We start from the raw sequence: 21023 nt of genomic DNA on the forward strand, positions 1-21023 counted from the left end.
CCGGCGAAACGACATGAGCGAATCTTTGAAGGGAAAGCGAGTCCTGGTCACGGCGGGCGCGCACGGCATAGGCCTGGCGATCGCGCGAAAATTCCTGGCCTCGGGCGCCGATGTGCATATCTGCGATGTGAATGCGCAAGCCTGCCAGATCGCCAGGGATATGCACCCGTCCCTGAGCGCAAGCGCGACGGACGTCTCCGATGAAGTCCAGGTCCTGGCCATGTTCGAGGACCTGGCCAGGAAATGGGGGCAGCTTGATGCGCTCGTCAACAACGCCGGCGTGTCCGGGCCGACGAGCCGGCTCGAGGACACGACGCTTGCGGCATGGCAGAACACCCTGGACGTCAACCTGACCGGAGCCTTCCTGTGTTCGCGCAGCGCGGTGCCGCTGCTGCGGGCCGCCGGAGGCGGTTCCATCGTCAATATCTCGTCCGTGGCGGGCCGCCTGGGATTTTCTCTGCGCTCGCCCTATAGCGCCAGCAAATTCGGACTGGCCGGCCTGACGCAAACCTGGGCCATGGAGCTGGGGCCCTGCGGCATCCGGGTCAATTCCGTCTTGCCGGGCGTCGTGTCGGGCGACCGGGTCGAACGCGTGATTGCCGCCCGCGCCGCGGCCGGCGGCGTCAGCAATGACGAGATGCGCGATCAGCTCGTGGAGAAAGTCTCCTTGCGCCGCATGACCAGCCCCGAGGATGTGGCCAATCAGGTCGCTTTCCTGTGTTCGGACGAAGGCGCGATGATCAGCGGCCAGAGCATTTCGGTCTGCGGCAACGTGGAGCATCTGGGGTGAACTGACCAGGTTGCCAAACCGCCGGGCCCCGGTCCATAATCTGCGCTTCATCGTTAATTGATAACCGTTCGCATTACAGGTTGTGCGAAGGGGATGTCGCGAGCAGGCGGGATCGTGAGCGGATCGGAATGTTTGTCCCAGGACTTCGAGCGCCTCTATGGCAACCATCACAGCTGGTTGCTGGGGTGGGTGAATTGGCGACTGGGCAATGCGGCGGATGCGGCGGACCTGGCGCATGACGCTTTCGTGCGCCTGTTGACGCGCCCGTGCCGTTTCGACAACGCGCAGCAGGCCCGCAGCTACCTGCGCAAGATGGCCAATGGCATGTGCGTCGACCTATGGCGTCGCCGCAATCTGGAGCAGGCCTGGCTGGATGCCCTGGCGGCGCAGCCGGAGCCCACCGCCTCGTCCGCCGAACAGCAGGCCATGGTGCTTGAGGCGCTGGGCGAGATCGACGCGATGCTGCGCGAACTGCCGCCCAAGGCGGCTCATGCCTTCGTCATGGCGGTGGCCTGCGAAATGACGGACAAGGAAGTGGCCGGCGTCCTGAACGTGTCGTCCCGCATGGTGCGCAAGTACGTCGCCCAGGCCATGCTGTGCTGCATGAAGCTCGAAGCGCGGCTGGCCGCCGGCCTGCCCGGGGAGCCCGGCAGTCCCCCGCTGGCGGCCGGCAAGGCCGCGCGATGACGGTCGCCGATACGCCGGGGCAAGCGCCTTCCCATCGGGTCATGGAGCAGGCGGCCGAATGGTATGCGTTGCTGCGCACCGGCGAGGCGTCGGCTGCCGAGCGCCTGCAGTGGCAACAATGGATTGACCGGGCGGCCGAGCATCGGCAGGCCTGGAGCTATGTCGAGCGCATCGGCCGCAGGTTCGCGCCGCTTGCGTCCAGTCCGGACCGGGACGCCGCCGTCTCGGCGTTTCGCCAGGCCGCGAGCGTGGCGCCGCGCCGGCGCCGCCAATTGCTGCTGGGCCTGGCCGGGATGCTGGGAACGGCCTGCCTGGGGTGGACCGCCTGGCGCCAGACGCCGTTGCCGGCCATGGCGTCGACCTGGGGCGCGGACCATCGCGCGGGCGTCGGCGAAACGCGCAGGATCGCGCTGCCCGACGGCACCGATGTCTGGCTCAGGGCATTGAGCGCGCTCAATGTCGACTACGGCGACAGGCTGCGCCGGGTGCAGCTGGCAACGGGCGAACTGCTCATTGACACCGCCTCGGACCCCTTGCGGCCCTTCGTGGTCGATACCGCGCAGGGCCGGCTGCGGGCGCTGGGCACGCGCTTTACCGTGCGCCAGGAAGAGGGCGGCGTCCTGGTTGCCGTCCATGAGGGGGCGGTCCGTGTCGATACGGCGGCTTCCGGCGCCACAGGAATCGTGCAGGCGGACCGGCAGGCGCGCTTTACCGCGGATGCGCTCGATGCGCCCATGCCGGCGGACCCGGCGCGGGAAGCCTGGACGCGCGGCGTGCTGGTGGCGGACGACATGCCCCTGGCCGAGGTGGTTGAGGAGCTGCGCCGCTATCACTTTGGCCACCTGGGCATTGCGCCCGAGCTGGAACGCCTGCGCGTGTTCGGCAGCTACCCGATCGATGACACGGGGCGCGCGCTGGACATGCTGGCGTCGGTGCTGCCGATCCGGGTGCGGCGCACGCTGCCCTGGTGGCTGGCCCTGGAGCCGCGCGGCTGAGAAATATTGCCTGCGGCGGTTCCGCATATCGCCGCCTCGTTCGATTAAGGATAGTGAGAGCCCCTTAATTTTCTTGAACGAGAGCACAGGTCCGTCATGTCCCATCGCCTTCCCACCGCCGCCACGGCGTCCGCCGCCCTCCCTGCGCGCCCTTTGACCTTCGCGCGCGGCCGAATGCGGGCGTGGGGCTTGCCCCTGGCGCTGGCCGTGGCCGTGTCGGCGGCATGGGGGCCGGCGGCCCAGGCGCAGAACGCGCCGGCCGGGTCCGGCCTGGCGTCCGAGCTGCTGTCCTTCGACATCCCGCCGGCGCCGCTGAACCAGGTGCTGGCGCGGCTTGCCAATGAGTCGGGGATCTTGCTGGCGGCGACGCCTGCGCTGGTGGCCGACCGCCACAGCAACGGGGTGCGCGGCCGCTACTCCAGCCACGATGCGCTGGGCCAGGCCCTGGCCGGCACGGGGCTGCGCGCCACGCGCGAGGCGCCGAATCAATATCGCCTGAGCGTGGCGCCAGGCGCCGAAGCCGCCATGCTGGAGTCGGTGACCGTCACCGGCAGCGCACTGTCCAGCGGCCTGCCGCCCGCGTATCCGGGCGGCCAGGTGGCGCGCGGCGGCCGTCTGGGACTCTTGGGCAATCGCGACGACATGAACACGCCGTTCAGCGCGACGCAGTACACGTCCAGGCTCATCGAGGACCAGCAGGCGCAGAACATCGGGGACGTGCTGGTCAACGATCCCTCGGTGCGCAACACGTATTCGCGCGGAGCGGGCCGCGACGAGTTCAACATCCGGGGCTTTACGCTCTTTAACTACGACGTGTCATTCAACGGCCTGTATGGCGTATCCCCGCGCAATTCCAGCTCGCTGATCGGCGTGGAGCGGGTGGAAGTGCTGCGGGGCCCCAATGCCTTGCTGAACGGCATGGCGCCTTATGGCTCGGTGGGCGGCTCGATCAATCTCGTGCCCAAGCGCGCGGGCCCCGATCCGCTGAACCGTTTCACGGTGTCCTACATCGGCGACAGCCAGTTCGGCGCGCATGCCGACCTGGCGCGCCGCTATGGCGACAGCCAGGAATTCGGCGTGCGCCTCAACGTGGCCGGCAGCGGCGGCGACCTGCCCATGGATGGCGCCAGGGAGGACCTTGGCGCGGTGGCCCTGGGCCTGGACTACCAGAGCGAGCGCTTTCGCATCGAAGGCGACATCAACTACCAGAACCGCAGCACCGATGCCCGCAGCGGCCTGCTGTTTGCGCCTCCCGCCGGCGTGGAGATCGGCGCGGCGCCGGATGCGCGGAGGAATTTCTTTCCGTCGTGGACCTACTGGAAGACGAAGGAATGGTCGGGAGCGCTGCGCGCCGAGTACGACGTGACGCCGGATTGGACCGTGTACGGCGCCGTAGGCGCGCGCAAGCATGACTTCGAAAGTCTGCAGACGAGCTGGCTCATGCTGGACGACGCAGGAAATATCGGCGCGGTGCCGGCTCGCCTGGACGAATCGCTTACCAGCAAGACGGGCGAGGTCGGGGTGCGGGGGCGCTTGCAGACGGGTCCGCTCAAGCACGAGCCCGCGCTGAGCGCGAGCGTGCTGGATATCGACTACTCGTCGGCCCGCATCCGCTCCAGCACGGTGTTCTCCAATATTTACCGCCCCGCCGACCTGGCCAAGCCGGATATCGCGCGCCCGGACGATCTGCCCAGGACCAGCGAGACCCGGCTCTATAGCATCGCCCTGGCCGACACGATTTCGCTGGCGCAGGACCGGGTGCAGCTCATCGCGGGCTTGCGGCACCAGCGGATAGAGTCCGCCAACTTCGACGCCGCCACCGGACGGCGGTCGTCGGAATATGACGAGTCCGCGATTACGCCGGCCTTCGCGCTGACCGTCCGGCCCACCGAGCGCCTGTCGCTGTACGGGAACTATATCGAGGGCCTGAGCCAGGGCGGCACGGCGCCGGAAGGCTCCGCCAATGCGGGGGAGGTATTCGCCCCGGAAATATCCAAGCAGTTCGAGGTGGGCGTCAAGTATGACTTCGGCGAGTTCGCCACGACGGTCAGCGCCTTTCAGATCGACCGTCCCAGCAGCTATCTGGACCCGGACACGCAGCGATACGTGGCGGACGGGCAGCAGCGCAACCGCGGGCTGGAATTCCTGGTGCAGGGCGAGGCCGCCCGCGGCGTGCGGCTCTTGGGCGGCGTGGCCTACACCGATGCGCGCCTGACCCGCACGGAGGGCGGCGTCAACGACGGCAACCGGGCGCCGGCCGTTCCGCGCTTTCAGTTCAATGCGGCGGCGGAGTGGGACACGACCTTCCTGCCGGGCCTGACGCTGACCGCGCGGATGCTGCGCACCAGTTCGCAGATTGTGGACGTCGGCAATACGCAGGAGATTCCCGGCTGGACCCGCTTCGACGTGGGGGCGCGCTATGCGTTCAATGCCAACGGCAAGCCCGTCGTGGTCCGCGCAATGGTCGAGAACGTGTTCAACAAGAACTATTGGCAATCCGCCGCGCGCGAAGGGCTGACGGTCGGCGCGCCGCTGACGGTGCTGCTGTCGGTGTCGACGGAGTTCTGACCGCCGCAGGAATGCCGGCGCCGTGGATAATATGGCCTGCTTGATCAGGCCATATTTCATATCCAGGGCAGACCGCATGGCAAAGACATTCGAACTTGAGACGTTGAAGATGCGGATGGGCGATGCCGAGTTCCGCTTGTTGGACCTGCACCGGCGCATACAGCGCGCGCTGCGCGCCCTGATCCTGGATGGAGCGCTTGGCCCGGGAGTGAGGCTGCCCGCCACCCGCGGCCTGGCGCTATCGTTGGGCGTTGCCCGCGACACCGTCGAGAACGCCTATGTGCAGCTGCATCGCGATGGCTATATCGCGCGGCGCGAGGGCTCGGGCAGCTACGTGTCCGAGACGGTCGGCGCCGAGTTGCGAGGCGCCGGGCGCAGGCGCATGAAGCCGCAGGACGCCGGCCCCGGTGCGGCGGAGCCTGGGTCGGGCCTGAGCCGGCGCGGCCGGATGATATACGACAGCGGCGGCGTCGCCGACCAGCAGGCGGTCAAGGCGTTTGCCACCGGCCTGCCGGAAACGCGAACCTTCCCGACCGATGTCTGGGAGCGCCTGCAGCGCCAGGCGATGAAGGACTACCGCGCCAATGTGCTGTTGCATGGCGACCCGCAGGGCGCAGAGCCGCTGCGCAAGGCGATTGCCGCCTATCTGAACCTGGAGCGCGGCGCCAAGGTGTCGGCCGAGCAGATCCTGGTGCTGAGCAGCACCCGGCAGGCCCTGTTCCTGTGCGCGCAATTACTGGTGGACGCCGGCAAGCCCATCCTGATGGAGAATCCGGGGTACTTCGGCGCCAGGAAGGCGTTTGAATCCGCGGAGGCCCGGGTCGTGCCGATCGACGTCGACGCGGACGGGATACGCACCGACCTGCTGCGGGCGGACCGCAGCGGCGCCCACTGCGTCTACGTGACGCCCTCGCATCAGTATCCCACCGGGGTGACCCTGTCGCTGGAGCGCAGACTGGAGCTGACGCGCTGGGCCGACGAGAACGGCAGGTGGATCATCGAAGACGACTATGACAGCGAGTTCCACCATGACGGACTGCCGACGGCGTGCGTGCAGGGCGTGGACCGGTATCGGCGAACCCTGTATCTCGGCACCTTTAGCAAGACGCTCTATCCCGGCCTCAGGATGGGGTACATGGCCTTGCCGCGTGAACTGGTCAGCGCGTTTTCCCGCGCGCGCAGCATCATGGACGGGCACACTCCGCAGATTCTGCAGCTGACGCTGGCCCGCTACATGGAAGACGGGCACTACAACGCCCACGTCCGCGCCATGCGCAAGCTGTACGCCGCGCGCAAGGAGGCCATGCTCGATTCGATCGGCAGGCATCTTGCAGGCATCGCGACCGCGGTCAGGCCGGCGGGCGGGCTACAGGTTCCGTGCCTGCTGGAGCCCGGATGGTCGGAGGAGCTGACCATCCGCCAGGCGGCGGCGGCCGGCTTGGTGTTGCCCGGCATCAGTCGCCTGTACGCCGGCGCGGACAGGATGCAGGGCTGGCTGCTGGGCTATGCCTCGCTCACCGAGCATGAGATAGAGGCCGCCGTGCTGCGCCTGGGCAAGGCCCTGAGAAAGCGCTAGCGGGCGGGGCCCCTGGCCTGCTAGGGCTTGGCCGCGCCGCCTATCAACGCGCGGTGTCCGCCGTGGATGAGCAGATGCGCAGTCAGGCCGGCGACCAGTCCCCAGAACGCGCCGCCCACCCCTAGCAGGGTGACGTTCGCCGCGGTGGCCAGGAAGGTGATGAGGGCGGTTTCGCGGGTGCGCGCGTCGGCCATGGCATTGGCGAGGCTGCCGCCGATGGCGCCCAGCAGGGCAAGGCCCGCGAGCGCGGTGATGAACGCCTTGGGCAGCACCATGAACAGCGCGGCCAGCGTGACGCCGAATGTGCCCACCAGGATATAGAACAGGCCGCAGGCCAGGCCCGCGATGTAGCGCTTGCGGGGGTCTTCATGCGCATCCTTGCCGGTGCAGATCGCCGCGGTGATCGCCGCCACGTTGAACGCGTGCGCGCCGAACGGGGCCATGGCGAGCGAGCCCAGGCCGGTGACGACCAGGATAGGGTTCGCGCTGGTCTTGAAGCCATCGTTGCGCAGCACCAGCATGCCCGGCATGTACTGCCCCGTCAGCGTGATGATGAACAAGGGCAGCGCGACGCCCAGCAAGGCGTTCAGCGAAAACCGGGGCATTTCGACAACGGGCCTGGCAAGGCTGAGGTGGACCGCGGAGAAGTCTATCCTGCCCTGCGCGATCAGCAGCGCCAGGCCGACGACCAGGATGCCGACCACGGCGAACCTTGAGGTAAACCGCTTGAGGAGGGCGTACGAGATCACCAGCGCGGTCACCAGCAGCGGGTCGGCGCTGGCGCCGCCGAAGGCGTTGACCCCGAACTGCAGCAGGATGCCGGCCAGCAGGCCCGCGGCAATGCCGCCGGGGATCATGCGGACCAGCTTCTCGAAAGCCCCGGATGCGCCCAGCGCCACAAAGCCCAGCGCCGAAATGACATAGGCGCCGATGACCTCGCCGTAGGGCGTGAACGGCATCACGGTGGCAAGAAACGCCACGCCCGGCGTCGACCAGGCCGTGACGATGGGTTCCTTGTGGCGAAAGCTCAGCCAGGCGCCGGTGACGCCGACGCCGACCGACACCGCCCATACCCAGGAGGCGGTCTGGGCGGGCGTCAGTCCGGCAAGCTCGGCGGCCTGGAAGACCAGCACGAAGGTGCCGCCGTAGTTGACCAGCACCGAAATAAGCGCCGCGACGGTCGGCGAGAAGAAATCGGCGGCGCGAAGGCCTGCCGGCGATGTGCTCATGTATCACTCCACAATGATGAACAGGCCGGCTGACGCATCGGCCAGGATTGATCGTGGAGTGTAGGGTTGGGGCGGCATGGTGATTCATGCCACATCCGGAAGATCGGGCAGACCGCTTTGCGGCCTGCCATTGCCTTTGGATCAGAACTTGTACGCCAGCCCCGCGCTGAACGCGCGGCCGTTGCCCGGCAGGAAGATGGGCATGGCGGGAGTGGCGGTGTTGCGGATGGCGTAGCTGCTGGCGTAGGTCTTGTCAGTCAGGTTGTCGGCCGTCACGTAGCCGCTCCAGTGCGCGTCGTGTTCGTAGGCGATCTTGAACCCGAGCAGCGCATAGGCCTCTTGCTGGGTGCCGGGCGCGTTGGCGTGGTTGGTTTCGGTGTCGCTCATCAGCCAGCGCAGGTTCGGGCCGAAGCGCCATCCGCCGAGGCGGTACATCACTTCGGCGCTGAGCAGATGGCGCGGCACGCCCGCGATCCGGTTGCCCTGATATTCGCCGCTGCGAAAGCGGAAGTCGCTCAGCGTGTAGGCGATGCGGTAGTCGAACATCCCGGCGCCGGGAGAGGGCAGCGTGCCGGAGAGGCCGGCTTCGATGCCCTGATGGCGGGTGCGGCCGCCGTAGTTGTAGGTGCCGGCCGGGGTGCCGTTCTCGCTGGTGACCGACATCAGCTCGTCCTCGACCTTGCTGCGGTACAGCGACACGCTCCATTGCTGGTCGCGGCCGGCCACGGTGAATGCGCCGTCGCCGCCCACCTCGTAGGTGAGGGCGCGCTGCAGGTCCAGCTTGCTCATGGAGGTGCTGGCGGTGGCGGGATTCATGGGGGCGGCCACTTCGCCGTTGACGATTTCCCAGAAGGTGGGGGCTTCGTTGCTGCGGCTGACGTTGGCGTACCAGCGTTGGGACGCGGCGGGCTGCCAGATGATGCCGAGCTTCGGGGTGGCGTAGCGCCAGTCCTGGTCCAGCGTCTTGCCGCTGTTCCGTTCGTGCGCGTCGCGCACCGCCTCGCTGTACTTCAGGTCGCCGACCACGCTGAACTGCGGGCTCAGGTGCCAGTCCAGGCCGATCATCGCGCTGCGGTTCTCGGCGCGCAGGTCGTAGGCGCCGAAGCGTTGCAGCCGCTGGCCGTCGGCGGGGCGGATCGCCACCAGGTCGCGGTCCATGTCGCTGCGCTGCCAGTCCAGCGCCACCCGGTAGTCCACCGTGCCGGCCTTGCCCGCCAATTGCCACAGCAGGCCGTAGGTGTCGCCGTCCGTCAGGTTGGCGACTTGCGGATTGGTGAAGTCGTCTTTGGTGTGCTGCCAGTAGATGCCAGCGGTCTGGTTGAGGTCCTCGGTGCCCCAGAAGCTGCGGTTGGCCAGGCGGAACTGGGTGGTGTCGCGGTGCGGATCGCGCAGGTAGACGTTGTTGGCGAGGTCTTGCGGCGTCTTGCCGTCGCCGAGCACGCTGCGCGGGTCCTCGTACATGCGCGCCTTGGGGATGGGCTGGGGGATGTCGAACTTGAGGTCGGTGTAAGAAAGATAGGTGCGGTTCTCGAAGGCGCCGCGGCGGAATCCCACGTTGCCCTGGAAGCTGGTGCGCTCCGACGCGGAATGGTGGCGGTAGCCGTCCGACTTGTCGTAGCCGAAGCTGAAGCGGCCGTCGAGCCGGTCGTCCTCGAAGCCCTTGGCAAGCGTCGCGTTGCGGGTGCCGAAGCTGCCGCCGCCCAGCCGGACGAAGTCGCCCTGGGCGCCGGTGATCGATTGGAAGTCCACCTCGCCGCCCAGGGTGCTGGCGCCGGGCGACAGCGCGTTGGCGCCGCGCCGCACGCTGATGAGGCCCGCGTTGCGCGGTTCTAGCAGGCTGATGATGAACGAGCCGTCCGCGTCGTTGAGCGGCAGGCCGTCCTGCATCAGCAGGATGCCCCGTGATAGCGGATTGCTCTGGATGCCCGACCCCCGGATGTTCAGGCGCGGCTGGTCCAGGCCGCCGAAGAATTCCTGCACGATCACGCCCGGCTGATAGTCCAGCGCGTCGCGCAGGGTCGTCAGGCGGACCTCCTGCTGGGGCTGGATCAGGTTGGTGCCGCCGGGCACGGCTTGCAGTTCGGCTTGCGTGCGCAGCAGATTGGGCTCGAGCGCGCGCGGGATGGCCAGCCCGTGCACCAGCACGGGAGCAAGCGCGGGCGCTTCCTGGGCAAAGGCCACGGAGAGCCCGAGGGCGGCAAGGGTAAGACTGGACGCGAGTTGTCGCAGGACAGGGGTAGACATCGGAAGAATTCCACGAAGAACGGTCTGGGCGTTACCAGGAAATGTGAAACATGGTCTTGGCCAGCAATACGATGCCGACCATGTGACAGAACACGCTCAGGTGCACCCGTGCGCGCAGGGCGGCATGCAGGCGCTTGCGGCGCGCCAGCGTCATGGCGGTGATGACATGCAGGAGCACGCTCGTGGCCAGGACGATCTTGATGAGCAGCAGGGTGCCGAACGCCGAGCTGCCGGGGCTGGCCAGCACGCTGCGGTACTGCCAGGCCATGCCCAGCCCGGAGCCGTATAGCACCAGCAGCACCCAGGGCATGACCGCCCGCACGCGCGGGGCCAGTTCCCGCCCCAGCGCCTTGCGCACGTCCGCGGACAGGCGCTGTTGCACGGGTTCGAGGAACAGCACCTCGAAGGCGACGGTGCCGATGAAAACCAGGGCGGCAAAGAGGTGGAAGATGTGCAGCAGGACATAGGTCATGGTTGATTCCTTGTGGCAAGCAATAAGTCGCGCAGTCGTCCGGCGTCGGCGGCGCGTTGCGGACTGCCGGCAGGGCCGGTGAGCGGAACGGACGTGACGCGGCCGTGGTCGACCATCACGCAGCGGTCGACCAGGCCCAGCAGTTCCTGCGGGTCGTGGCTGATGCAGAGCAGGGCGGCGCCGCGCCGGGCCAGTTCGTCGCGGCAGCAGAGGGAAAGCTGGCGGCGCAGGGCCGGATCCAGCGCGCTGAAGGGTTCGTCCAGCAGCAGCAGGTCGGGCTCCAGCGCCAGCGCGCGGGCCAGCGAGACCCGCTGCGCCATGCCGCCGGACAACTCGCCGGGCCAGGCCTGCCCCGCCGCGTCCAGCCCGACGCGGGCCAGCCAGTCCCGCGCCATGCGGCGGGCGTCGGCGGCGCGATGGCCGGCGGCGCGCAAGGGCAGCGCCACGTTGTCCAGGGCGTGCCGCCAAGGCAGCAGCCGGGGTTCCTGGAACACCAGCACCGGGTGCCTGAATGTGTTCCCCAGCGTGCCAGCGCTGGGCCGCAGCAGGCCGGCGGCCAGGCGCAGCAGCGAGCTTTTGCCCGCGCCGCTGGGCCCCAGGAGACCCAGCCGCTCGCCCGGCGCCAAGCGCAGGTCCACGTGTTCCAGCACGGTCTGGGTCCCGTACCGCAGGGATAACGCCCGCATCTCAAGCATTGCTAGGCTCCATCCAGCGGCCAAGGCGGCGCTGCAGCGGCTGCAGCAGCGCGAATTCCAGCACGGCGACCAGGGCGAAGATCAGCAGCACCCAGGCGAACAGCTCGGCGGTGTCGAAGGTGCTGCGGGCATTGGCCAGGGCATAGCCCACGCCGTTTTCCGCGCCCAGGACCTCGGCCATGACCACCAGCCGCACGCCGCCGCACATCGCGATCAGCAAGGCCGCCAGGAGCGGCGCGCTCAGCGCGGGCAGGTACAGGTGACGCAGGCGCAGCCACGCGCCAAAGCGGTACACATGCGTCATTTCCACCAGTTGGCGGTCCACGTGCAGCATGCCCTTGACGGTGTTGACGTACATGCCCGGCGCCATCATCAGCGTCGTGATGAAGATGACCATCGGCGATCCCAGGCCGAACCACAGCATCGCCAGCACCACCATGACCACGGGGGGCATGGCCATCAGCAGCCAGCGCACGGGTTCGATGAGCCCGCGCAGGCGCGCGCTGTGTCCGGCCAGCACGCCCAGCGCGAATCCGATGGAGGCGCCGGCCAGCACGCCCACGCCGATCCGCATCAGGCTGATCCCCGCGTTGGCGAAGAACTGCTCGCTGCGCACCAGCGGGCCGATGGCGCGCAGCGCATCCCAGGGCGTGGCCATCAGCAGCGGGCCGAGGCGCAGGGCGGTCAGGTGCCAGGCAAGCAGCAACAGCAGGACGCCGGCCACGCTCCAGCCGCGCGAGGTGCGCGCGGGGCCGCGCTCCATGGCGGGCGCGCTCATGGCCCGTAGAAGCCGACGGGGGGCAGGTCGCCGCCGATGGCTTGGGGATAGCGGCTGGCCAGCAGCCGGTACAAGGCTTCCAGTTCGGGCCGGGCCTCGCGGGCGCTGCGGCTTTCCAGCCGGGTGCTGCGGATCGCGGTCTCGATGGCGGCGGCGGGCAGGTGCGGCAGGTGTACCCGCACCAGGGCCGCGCAGGCCTCGGGGTTGGCGGCGCACCATCGCGCCGATTCCGCATAGGCCTGATTCACCGCGCGGCACAGCTCCGTGTCGCCCGCGACGCCGGCAGCCGCCATGACGCCGGCCTGCGGCAGCGAGGGCTGCTCGGGAAAGCCGCTGCGCCAGGCCTGTTCCAGGCTTTGGGCGCGATACAGCGGCACGCCGCCGGCTTGCGCCGCCCGCCACAGCAGCAGAGAAGCCATGGGCTCGACCAGCAGCACATGTTCGGCCTGGCCGTTGAGCACCAGGGCAATCGCGTCCTGGCCGTCGCGGGTGCGCCGCAAGGCCACGGGCGCCAGTCCGCGGGCGGCCTGCGCTTGCAGCAGGGTATCCAGCAGCACGGCCGGCAGGTCGCGCTGGAACGGCGCCACCAGTTCGCGTCCGGCGAGGTCGGCGAAGGTCTTCACCGCCGGGTCGCGGCTGACCAGCCACAGGATGCCCCATACCGAGATGTTCAGCAGGCGCACGGGCATGCCGCGGTTGTGCAGCAAGGCGGGCAGCGTGCTGGGCGCCGCGCTGAAGTCGATGTCCTGGTTCACCAGCAAGGTGCGCAACTGGTCCGGCGTCTGCCACAGGCGGAACCGCAACTGGTCGGTATGGTCGGACAGCGCGCCGTTGGCCGCCATATGCATCAGCGGATAGCTGACCACGGCGCCGGGCCCGGCCAGCGTCAATTGGGCATGGCGGCGCGGCGTCGCGGCCCGGGCGGGCTGCAGGCGCGGCAGCAGCGCGGCGCCCAGTGCTGCCGCGCAAAGGCGGCGGCGGGTGTGAAGGTCGACAATCATTTTTCTAAATACGAATTATTATCGTTTTATTCTCCCCTCATGCCGAAAGACCCAGAATGACAAATATCAATCTGTCCGAGCCGCTTGCCGCCGCGGCGGCCTTGCTGGAAAAGTATCCGCTGCTGAGCGGACTGCCGGCTGACGTTGCCGCCCATCTAGTGCGCGACGCCAGCGCGCTGCGCGCCACGGCGGGGCAGGTCCTGTTCGGCGAGGGCGACGAGGCGCGCCACTACCTGCTGGTCGCCGCAGGCCAGGCGGAGGTGATGCGCTACAGCTACAACGGCGACGAGCGCGTGTTTCGGGTGTTCGAGCCCGGCCAGCTGATGGCTGAAGCGGCCATGTTCATGCCGCACGGCCGCTATCCCATGCAGGCGCGCGCCCGCAGCGACGTGCAATGCTGGCGGCTGTGCCGCCATCGGCTGCACGAGGCTTGCCGGCGGTGGCCCGACCTGGCGCTCAGGCTGCTGGCCGGGCTGAGCAAGGCCGTCTATGACCAGGTGAACCAGGTCGACTGGATCACCTCCAGTTCCGCGGCCGAGCGGCTGGCCAACTACCTGATGGGGCTGCATGAGCGCCAGGGCGCCGCGCTGACGCTGCCGCTGAACCAGCGCCAGCTTGCCGCGCACCTGGGCATACGCGCCGAAACGCTGAGCCGCCTGCTCAATGACTGGCAGTCGCAGGGCTACATCAGCGGCAAGCGGTGCCAGTGGGTCGTGCACGACCCGGCCCATCTGGCCGGCTTGTCCGTGACGGCGCGGCGGCCGTTCTGAACGCGGGCAGGGGCGCGGCGCCGGCGGCATAGCGCGCCGGCCGCGGCGCGCCAATGACTTGCGTCATGGGAGCCTGCGCCGGGGGACCGGAGAATGGGCGGTTGATCCCGACGCCCGAGCCTTGCGCCATGTTCCATCCCGACCCTGCCGGACCTCCCGCCCCGACGCCGGCGCCCTATACCGAAGACGATATCCGCCGGCTGGTTCACCGTTTCTATGCCAGGGTGCGCCAGGACGAGGCGCTGGGGCCGATTTTCAATGCGCGCGTGGCGGACTGGGATCATCACCTGGAGATGCTGTGCGACTTCTGGTCGTCGCTGGCGCTGGGCACGCGTCGCTTCAAGGGCGCGCCGATTCCCGCGCACGCCCGGATTCCCGACTTGTCCTGGCCCTTGTTCCAGCGCTGGCTTGCCCTGTTTCACGGCGCCTCGGCGGAACTGGGATGCCCGGCCTTGCAGGCGAAGGTCGACGCCATGGCCGAGCGCATTGCCGCCAAGCTATGGAGCGTGTGGCAGCAGCGCGCAGCCATGCCCAGCCTGCCCGACACCTTGCCCGAGGGGGTGCGGCCCTACAAGGACAGTCCGGTGTTCACGCCGGAGAACCTGCCGAATGCGTTGAAGGCGGCGCATTCCACCAAGGCCGGCACCTGGGGCCTGCTCAAGGTGCACGCGGGCGTGCTGCGCTTCACGCAGGACGATCCGCCTGGCGCCGAGGCCGTGCTGACGGCGGGCCAGCAGGTGCTGATCGAGCCGCAGCTGCGGCACCACGTGGCCTTTGAACTGCCGGGCAGCTTCCAGATCACGTTCTGCAGGGCTTGACGCCGGCCCGCCAAGCGCGGGCGGTGGGCGCAATTCGTTACGTTATAGCCGTTCGAATTGAAACATTAATGTTCAAAACCGGGTTCGATCGCATGTGGTCGCGCGCCGCCGACCGTTACGCCGAGGCAAATCGACGTTTCGTCGAAAAAAGCATGCCTTCCTTTTGCGTGGTGACAAAAATCGATACGTCTTCGGTTTAAGCCGTACCGGCTGCCCGCAAAGGATTCGATATGAAGAAGCTGACCGCCAACCTGCCGGCATGCAAGGGTGTTGCAACCGTGCTCGGGCTGATGCTGGCGCAACCCGCGCTTGCCGATATCAGCTGCCCGCAGCCCAACCCTTCCACGTCCACCACATGCACCGTGGATGCCACCCAGAGCGGCAACCTGACCGTCGATTACACCGGCGGCACGGGCACCGGCACCAACAGCGGCGGCTATGGCGGCAACTACATCGTGGTCAACAACGGCTACCTCGGCCCCAACCCGCAGCAGGCCGCGCTGCTGGTGCGCCTGAAGGGCGGCACGGGTTCTCCCGACGGGAAAGACAGCGGCACCTTTGGCGGCTGGGGCGGCGCGATCACCATCACCAACAACGAATCGGTAGAGACCAACGGCTCTCCCGCGGAGTCCCCGCAAGGGGCCGCGCCGGGCGTGTGGGACGATGGCAGCGCACAGTTCGGCATCTACGGCGCATCGGTGGGCGGCAAGGGCGGCACGCCGCCGGACAACTTTGGCGGCGGCAGCGGCGGCGGGGGCGGCAATGGGTCGGCCGTCAACATCGTCAACAACGGGCAGGTCGTGGTGCAAAAGCTGCCTTACGGCGGCGTGGGCATCTACGGAGCCAGCATAGGCGGAACCGGCGGCGATCAGATGAGCGCCGTGGGCAGCGACCAGGTGGGCGGCAATGGCGGAAACAGCGACATCGTCAATATCGCCAATAACGGCTCGGTTTCGGTGTCGTCCAGCAGCGCGGGCCGCTACGCCTGGGGCATAGGCGCCGAATCGCTCGGCGGCGCCGGCGGCAAGGACAACGGCTGGGGCGGCACGGGCGGCGGCGGGAACCCCGCCGCCGCCACGGTCATCACGAACAGCGGGACGGTGCAGGTCAATGTGGAAATTCCTGGCAGCGCCACCAGCAACACGCTGACCAACGGCGTGCGCGGGCTGTATGTCGCCAGCCAGGGCAACGCGGGGTTTACCTCTAGCGACGGCAGCGACAACGGCGGCCAGGGCGGCGGATTCGGCACCATGGCGGCCGTCAACAATGGCCAGATCTCGGTCACCACCAATTCCCTGCCCGAGCCGACGACCTTGGCGTCCCTGTCCGGCGGCATCGTGATGGTGGGCCTGGGCGGCAATGGCGGCGGCGGGCCGATGACCAGCACCAATACCACCGGCGAGCGGGGCGGCAACGGGGGCTCGGCCCTTTCGTCGGCGACCGTCACGCTGAACAGCGGCTCGTCGATCGCCACCAGCGGGTACTACCTGCCCGGCGTCAGCGTGATCAGCCAGGGCGGCAACGGCGGACCCGGACGCGAAAGCAGCAACGGCGCCAACGGCGGCAACGGCGGCACCGTCCAGGTCGGCATGAGCGGCAGCGCCGGCGTTTCGACCTACGGCACTCAATCCCACGGCATCGTCGCGCGCAGCCTGGGCGGCGGGGGCGGCGGCGTGGAGACCAGCAGCGGGCTGGTCGATTTCACGCCGGAGAACGCGGGCGTGGGCGGCGCCGGCGGCACGGTCAATGTGACGACCGGCGATGCCTCGGCGGGAACCGCCGGCGGCACGATCAGAACCCAGGGGGATTATTCGATCGGCATCCTGGGCCAGTCGATGGGCGGCATCGGCGGCGCCACGACGGGCAATTTCGAGATGTTCGGCAATGCCGGCGCCGATGCCGGCAACGGCGGCGCCAGCGGCACGGTCAACGTCGACAGCCGCACCGCCATCACCACCTTCGGAACCTCGTCGCACGGCATCGTCGCGCAAGCCATCGGCGGGGGCGGCGGCACGGCGGGCGCCAGCGCCGGTCTGGTCTCGGTGGGCGGCGCCGGCGGCAGCGCCGTCGCCGGCGGCACGGTGAACATCACCCAGAACGGGAGCCTGAGCGTCAACGGTTCGGCGTCCATCGGCATGCTGGCCCAATCCATCGGCGGCGGCGGCGGCGACGGCGGCAGCGCCAATGGCGTGGCGGTGATCGGCGGCACCGCGGGGGGCGGGGGTGCGGGCGGCCACGCAACGGCCAACCTGAGCGGCGGTTCGGTTTATACCGGCGGCGACCACGGCTACGGCATCGTTTCGCAAGCCATCGGCGGAGGCGGCGGCACGGGCGGCGCGGCGTCCGCCTACGATGCCGGCGTGGGGTTCTCCATGGCGGTCGCGGTAGGCGGCACGGGCGGCAATGGCGGCGCGGGCGGCACGGCGGCCGCCAACGTTTCCAACTCCAGCGTGACGACCGGCGCGAGCGACGCCCATGGCGTGATCGTGCAATCGGTGGGCGGGGGCGGCGGCGCGGGCGGCGCGTCGGTGGCCCAGGCCCTGACCATCGCGGTTCCCGATGAGGATGCCTCGTTCGGCGTGGCGGTCAGCTTTGCCATGGGCGGTTCGGGCGCCACCGGCGGGGCGGGGTCCACGGCCGCGGCCACGCTGGCCAGCGCCGGGATCACGACGCAGGGCGCGAATGCGCAGGGCGTGATCGTGCAGTCCATCGGCGGCGGCGGCGGCATGGGCGGCAGCGCCTCCGCAACGTCCACGGTGATCGGCACGGGCGACTCGGTCGGCGGATCGCTGCAATCCGCGCTGGGCGGTAGCGCCGGCGCGGGCAACACGGGCGGCGCCGCGTCGCTGGTCATGCAGGGCAGCAGCATCGCCACCTCGGGCGATTCCGCCAATGCGATCCTGGTGCAGAGCGTGGGCGGCGGCGGCGGCGCCGGAGGCGTGGGATCGGCCACCGGACGCAGCATCAATACCGATGCCAATGTGTCGATCACGCTGGCCCTGGGCGGCAGCGGCAACTCGGGCGGCAATGGCGGCGCCGCCAGCCTGACGATAGACCCGGGCAGCTCGGTGACCACGCATGGCGACGGCGCGCGCGCCGCGCTGTTGCAGTCCATCGGCGGCGGCGGCGGGGCATCGCAGGGCGGCCAGGTCGGCCTGGAGGTGAGCGCCACCGAAGAAGACAGCACCACGGACGTCCGCGGCTCCGTCTCCGTCGGCCGCGGCGGCGGCGGAGGAGGCAACGGCGGCGCGATCAACCTGAACAGCGACGGCAACATCACCACCTATGGCGCCGACGCGGACGGCCTGCTGGCGCAGAGCATCGGCGGTTCCGGCGGCCTGGGCGGCGCCGTGGGCGGCAATAGCGGCACCCCCTCTCCGCTCCCCCGGGTGGACGATTCCGGGACCACCTATCAGTTCAACGTGGCCGTCGGCGGGACGGGCGGAGCGGGCGGGAACGGCGGCGCCATCGGAAGCAGCGGCGCGCCCGCCATCCTGGGCGCCTACACCCAGACCTACGGGGACTATGCGGACGCGGCCGTGGTGCAGTCCATCGGCGGCGGCGGCGGCGCGGGCGGGGCGTCCGCGGTGTCCTCCAGCGTCTCCCTATCCAATGTGACCCTGGCGGTCGGGGGCAGCGGCGGCAACGGCGGCTCGGGAGGCGAAATCACGGCCTGGCTGAACGGCGACGGCGTCAACGCCTTCAACACCGAAGGCTATGGCGCGGCGGGCGTCGTGCTGCAGTCCATCGGCGGCGGCGGCGGCATGGCGGGATCGGGCTCGCCGCAGGCGCGCGGCCAGATGCAACTGGGCGGCATGCAGGGGAACGGCGGCGCCATCACCGTCACCGGCGGGAGCTGGGCCTCCATCCTGACCAAGGGCGACAGCGCCTACGGCCTGGTCGCCCAATCGATCGGCGGAGGCGGCGGCATCGCCATGGCGGGCAGCGCCAGTTCGGCGGCCAACCCCGGCAGCCAGCAGTTCAGCATGACCGCGGGCAACGCCAGCGGTGGCGGCTATGGCAGCCCCGTCACTGTTGGCGGGGGCCTGAACCTGAACACCTATGGCGCCAGGGCGATGGGCGTCATCGCGCAGTCCATCGGCGCCGGCGGCGGCATCGCGACCACGGGCGCCGCAAGCGGCATGGGCACGATACAGCTGGGCAGCCAGCGGAACAGCTCCTACGGCGCGAACGCCAGCGAGGTGCAGGTCGACCTGAACGGCAGCATTACGACGCGAGGCGCCGGCGCGCACGGCATCGTTGCCCAGTCCATCGGCGGGGGCGGCGGCATCGTGGGCGACGTGTCCCAAGCCATCCAATTCAATCCGGCGGGGTTCGCCAGGCAGTCGGTCTCGGTCAACTCCGATGGCGGCGGGGGCAACGTGGTCAACGTCGCCTTCAGCGGCAACCTGACGACAGGCGGCGCCAATGCGCATGGCATCGTCGCGCAATCGATCGGCGGCGGAGGCGGCCTTGCCGGTGGCCCCCAAGGCGGATTCGCGGGATCCATCGGGCAGGGCGGCAGCGGGAGCAAAGTCCAGGTGCAGCAGTCGGGCGTCTTGCAGGCCACGGGCGCGGGATCGGCGGGCATATTCGCGCAAAGCGACAGCGGCACCGCCTCGAACAGCTCGGTTTCCGTCGTCGTCAACGGCGATGTGCAAGGCGGCTCGGGATCCGGCAGCGGAGTCTGGGTCGCGTCGGGCAAGGCCAACCAGCTGGTCGTGAATGCAGGCGCCTCGCTGGGCGCCTTGTCGGGCGTGGCCGCGCGCTACGACGGGAAGTACGGCGCCGGGTCGGGTTCCATGCTGACCATCGACAACTACGGCACGCTGTCCGGCAGCACGCTGTGCGCCAATGCCGACGGCAGCAATGCCTGCATCCTCAGCAATCACACCGGCGCCGTGGCCACCGACGCCGTGGCCTACAACGGCAACGTCCGCAACGGCGGGTTGATCGTGATCGGCAAGCCCGGCCAGTTCCAGACCCTGACCGTCAGCGGCGGCCTGACCCAGTCCAATAGCGGCGTGCTGCGCGCCGATGCGGACTTCGACACGCTGCGGTCCTCGCACATGGTCATCGAGGGCGACGCCAATCTGGCCGGCGGCATGGATGTGCTGCCCCAAGCGCTGCTGCCGAAACGCGAACTGTCCGTGGTGACGGTGCAGGGGAGCTCGCAGGGATCGCTCACGGCAGTGGACAGTCCGGTGTTTGACTACGAAACGCGCCAGGTCGGGCCGCAAATCCGCATTCGCGTCGAATCGGCCGATTACAATGCGTCTTCCATGGGCCTGAAGGAGAACCAGAGCCAGGTCGCGAGCCACTTGCAGCGCACCTGGGATGCAGGCGGGAATTCCGCGCTGGCGCCGTTGTACGCGCAGCTGGACCTGGCCTCGCGCCAGGGCGCCGGCGCCTATCGCGACAGCGTCGCCAATCTTTCGCCGGGCGTGACCCTCGCGCCGGCGCTGCAGTCCGCCGCGAACATGGGGCAGTTCACCAGCGCCATGATGTCGTGCCCCACATTCACCGGCGCGGATGCAATGACCGGCGAACAGAACTGCTTCTGGGGCCAGGTAAGCGGGCGTGCCACCCGGCAGGAGGGCAGCCGCGGCACGTCGGGCTTCGACTACGACACCGTCACGTACCAATTCGGCGGCCAGCGCGAAGTCAGCCCCGGCTGGTTCCTGGGCGGCTCCCTGGCGTACGAAAACAGCCGCGTGCGCGCGAGCGACGGCAGCGTCAGCGGCAATGGCGACAGTGGCTACGCCGGCGTTGTGCTCAAGCGCCAGGAGGGGCAGTGGGTGTTTTCCGCGGCCTTGGGCGGCGGCTATGGCGGCTACGACATGGACCGCAACATCGACATCGCCGGCTATCGGGAAGCCGTGTCCAGCCAGCCCGACGTGTACGGTTTCAACGCGCGCCTGCGCGCCGCCCGCACGTTCGCGCACGGCAACATGTATGTGAAGCCCTACTTGGACCTGGACTTCAGCTACAGCCGCATGCCGGGGTACAAGGAATCGGGCTCCAACCCGCTGGCGCTGTCGGTCGACGGCAGCGACCAGTTCATCATGGGCGTGTCGCCCATGATCGAATTCGGAGGCCGCGCCGAGCTGAAGAACGGAGCCATGCTGCGCCCGTTCCTGTATGCGGGCGCGTCCTTCCTGTCGCAGGACGACTGGACGTCGAGCGCGCGCCTGCGCGGCGCGCCGGCCGGCGCCGGATCGTTCGACACGTCGCTGCCCATCGACGACGTCATCGGCAAGGTGGGGGCGGGCCTGGCGGTGATGAAGGCGGGAGGCGTGGATTTCCGCTTGCAGTACGAGGGGCAGTTCTCGCAGCATGTGCGCAGCAACAGCGCGTCGCTGAAGGTGATGGTGCCATTCTGAGCGCGGGCGAACCGGTC

Annotated in this window: 14 protein-coding genes; 8 read left to right on the forward strand and 6 right to left on the reverse strand. The window is 69.1% G+C overall.

Features of this window, described 5'->3' with window-relative positions; genetic code table 11:
* Positions 1-13 precede the first annotated feature (13 nt).
* From ACFWP0_RS06385 to ACFWP0_RS06405, 5 genes are all read left to right on the forward strand, one after another.
* Complete coding sequence (locus ACFWP0_RS06385; protein WP_377840566.1) at positions 14-790, forward strand: SDR family oxidoreductase; 777 nt, start codon at positions 14-16, stop codon at positions 788-790.
* Positions 791-922: 132 nt separating this feature from the next.
* Positions 923-1477 carry a sigma-70 family RNA polymerase sigma factor gene (locus ACFWP0_RS06390; RefSeq protein ID WP_377841173.1) on the forward strand — a complete coding sequence of 185 codons (555 nt, stop codon included), beginning with the start codon at positions 923-925 and terminating at the stop codon, positions 1475-1477.
* Positions 1474-2472: a FecR family protein gene (locus tag ACFWP0_RS06395; RefSeq protein ID WP_377840567.1), complete on the forward strand. Its 999-nt coding sequence runs from the start codon at positions 1474-1476 to the stop codon at positions 2470-2472. The genes ACFWP0_RS06390 and ACFWP0_RS06395 overlap by 4 nt, the downstream gene beginning before the upstream one ends.
* A gap of 174 nt (positions 2473-2646) precedes the next feature.
* Positions 2647-5040 carry a TonB-dependent siderophore receptor gene (locus tag ACFWP0_RS06400; RefSeq protein WP_377841175.1) on the forward strand — a complete coding sequence of 798 codons (2394 nt, stop codon included), beginning with the start codon at positions 2647-2649 and terminating at the stop codon, positions 5038-5040.
* Positions 5041-5116: 76 nt separating this feature from the next.
* Positions 5117-6616 carry a PLP-dependent aminotransferase family protein gene (locus ACFWP0_RS06405; RefSeq protein WP_377840569.1) on the forward strand — a complete coding sequence of 500 codons (1500 nt, stop codon included), beginning with the start codon at positions 5117-5119 and terminating at the stop codon, positions 6614-6616.
* A 20-nt stretch (positions 6617-6636) separates the two neighbouring features.
* Here the strand turns inward: ACFWP0_RS06405 and ACFWP0_RS06410 are convergent, their stop codons facing one another.
* The 6 genes from ACFWP0_RS06410 to ACFWP0_RS06435 all read right to left on the reverse strand — a co-directional run bounded on the left by ACFWP0_RS06410 (position 6637) and on the right by ACFWP0_RS06435 (position 13035).
* Positions 6637-7845: a benzoate/H(+) symporter BenE family transporter gene (locus ACFWP0_RS06410; protein WP_377840570.1), complete on the reverse strand. Its 1209-nt coding sequence runs from the start codon at positions 7843-7845 to the stop codon at positions 6637-6639.
* Positions 7846-7986: 141 nt separating this feature from the next.
* Positions 7987-10089 carry a TonB-dependent receptor family protein gene (locus ACFWP0_RS06415; protein WP_377840572.1) on the reverse strand — a complete coding sequence of 701 codons (2103 nt, stop codon included), beginning with the start codon at positions 10087-10089 and terminating at the stop codon, positions 7987-7989.
* 31 nt (positions 10090-10120) lie between these two features.
* Positions 10121-10561, reverse strand: a complete 441-nt coding sequence (locus ACFWP0_RS06420) for a CopD family copper resistance protein (protein WP_377840573.1) — start codon at positions 10559-10561, stop codon at positions 10121-10123.
* A complete protein-coding gene (locus tag ACFWP0_RS06425; RefSeq protein WP_377840575.1) occupies positions 10558-11256 on the reverse strand; it encodes an ATP-binding cassette domain-containing protein in 699 nt (232 codons plus the stop codon). Before ACFWP0_RS06425 ends, ACFWP0_RS06420 begins: the two co-directional genes overlap by 4 nt.
* A complete protein-coding gene (locus ACFWP0_RS06430; RefSeq protein ID WP_377840577.1) occupies positions 11249-12034 on the reverse strand; it encodes an ABC transporter permease in 786 nt (261 codons plus the stop codon). The genes ACFWP0_RS06425 and ACFWP0_RS06430 overlap by 8 nt, the downstream gene beginning before the upstream one ends.
* A complete protein-coding gene (locus ACFWP0_RS06435) occupies positions 12031-13035 on the reverse strand; it encodes an ABC transporter substrate-binding protein (RefSeq protein ID WP_377840578.1) in 1005 nt (334 codons plus the stop codon). The genes ACFWP0_RS06430 and ACFWP0_RS06435 overlap by 4 nt, the downstream gene beginning before the upstream one ends.
* Before the next feature lie 56 nt (positions 13036-13091).
* Here ACFWP0_RS06435 and ACFWP0_RS06440 point away from each other — a divergent pair, with 56 nt between their 5' ends.
* The 3 genes from ACFWP0_RS06440 to ACFWP0_RS06450 all read left to right on the forward strand — a co-directional run bounded on the left by ACFWP0_RS06440 (position 13092) and on the right by ACFWP0_RS06450 (position 21006).
* Positions 13092-13805 (forward strand): Crp/Fnr family transcriptional regulator, encoded by a 714-nt coding sequence (locus ACFWP0_RS06440; RefSeq protein WP_377840580.1) that lies wholly within the window; start codon positions 13092-13094, stop codon positions 13803-13805.
* A 128-nt stretch (positions 13806-13933) separates the two neighbouring features.
* Positions 13934-14623: a DUF1971 domain-containing protein gene (locus ACFWP0_RS06445; protein WP_377840581.1), complete on the forward strand. Its 690-nt coding sequence runs from the start codon at positions 13934-13936 to the stop codon at positions 14621-14623.
* A gap of 230 nt (positions 14624-14853) precedes the next feature.
* Positions 14854-21006, forward strand: coding sequence for an autotransporter outer membrane beta-barrel domain-containing protein (locus tag ACFWP0_RS06450; protein ID WP_377840583.1), 6153 nt, complete (start codon positions 14854-14856; stop codon positions 21004-21006).
* Positions 21007-21023: the final 17 nt, after the last annotated feature.

The sequence above is a fragment of the Achromobacter sp. NPDC058515 genome, assembly GCF_042721735.1.
Taxonomy (GTDB): Bacteria; Pseudomonadota; Gammaproteobacteria; order Burkholderiales; family Burkholderiaceae_B; genus Achromobacter.

What these genes read in the sequence shown, in the direction of transcription:
- ACFWP0_RS06385 (WP_377840566.1), top strand. Translation starts at nt 14, where the DNA reads ATGAGCGAATCTTTGAAGGGAAAGCGAGTCCTGGTCACGGCGGGCGCG.
- ACFWP0_RS06395 (WP_377840567.1), top strand. Translation starts at nt 1,474, where the DNA reads ATGACGGTCGCCGATACGCCGGGGCAAGCGCCTTCCCATCGGGTCATG.
- ACFWP0_RS06400 (WP_377841175.1), top strand. Translation starts at nt 2,647, where the DNA reads ATGCGGGCGTGGGGCTTGCCCCTGGCGCTGGCCGTGGCCGTGTCGGCG.
- ACFWP0_RS06405 (WP_377840569.1), top strand. Translation starts at nt 5,117, where the DNA reads ATGGCAAAGACATTCGAACTTGAGACGTTGAAGATGCGGATGGGCGAT.
- ACFWP0_RS06410 (WP_377840570.1), bottom strand. Translation starts at nt 7,845, where the DNA reads ATGAGCACATCGCCGGCAGGCCTTCGCGCCGCCGATTTCTTCTCGCCG.
- ACFWP0_RS06415 (WP_377840572.1), bottom strand. Translation starts at nt 10,089, where the DNA reads ATGTCTACCCCTGTCCTGCGACAACTCGCGTCCAGTCTTACCCTTGCC.
- ACFWP0_RS06420 (WP_377840573.1), bottom strand. Translation starts at nt 10,561, where the DNA reads ATGACCTATGTCCTGCTGCACATCTTCCACCTCTTTGCCGCCCTGGTT.
- ACFWP0_RS06425 (WP_377840575.1), bottom strand. Translation starts at nt 11,256, where the DNA reads ATGCTTGAGATGCGGGCGTTATCCCTGCGGTACGGGACCCAGACCGTG.
- ACFWP0_RS06430 (WP_377840577.1), bottom strand. Translation starts at nt 12,034, where the DNA reads ATGAGCGCGCCCGCCATGGAGCGCGGCCCCGCGCGCACCTCGCGCGGC.
- ACFWP0_RS06435 (WP_377840578.1), bottom strand. Translation starts at nt 13,035, where the DNA reads ATGATTGTCGACCTTCACACCCGCCGCCGCCTTTGCGCGGCAGCACTG.
- ACFWP0_RS06440 (WP_377840580.1), top strand. Translation starts at nt 13,092, where the DNA reads ATGACAAATATCAATCTGTCCGAGCCGCTTGCCGCCGCGGCGGCCTTG.
- ACFWP0_RS06445 (WP_377840581.1), top strand. Translation starts at nt 13,934, where the DNA reads ATGTTCCATCCCGACCCTGCCGGACCTCCCGCCCCGACGCCGGCGCCC.
- ACFWP0_RS06450 (WP_377840583.1), top strand. Translation starts at nt 14,854, where the DNA reads ATGAAGAAGCTGACCGCCAACCTGCCGGCATGCAAGGGTGTTGCAACC.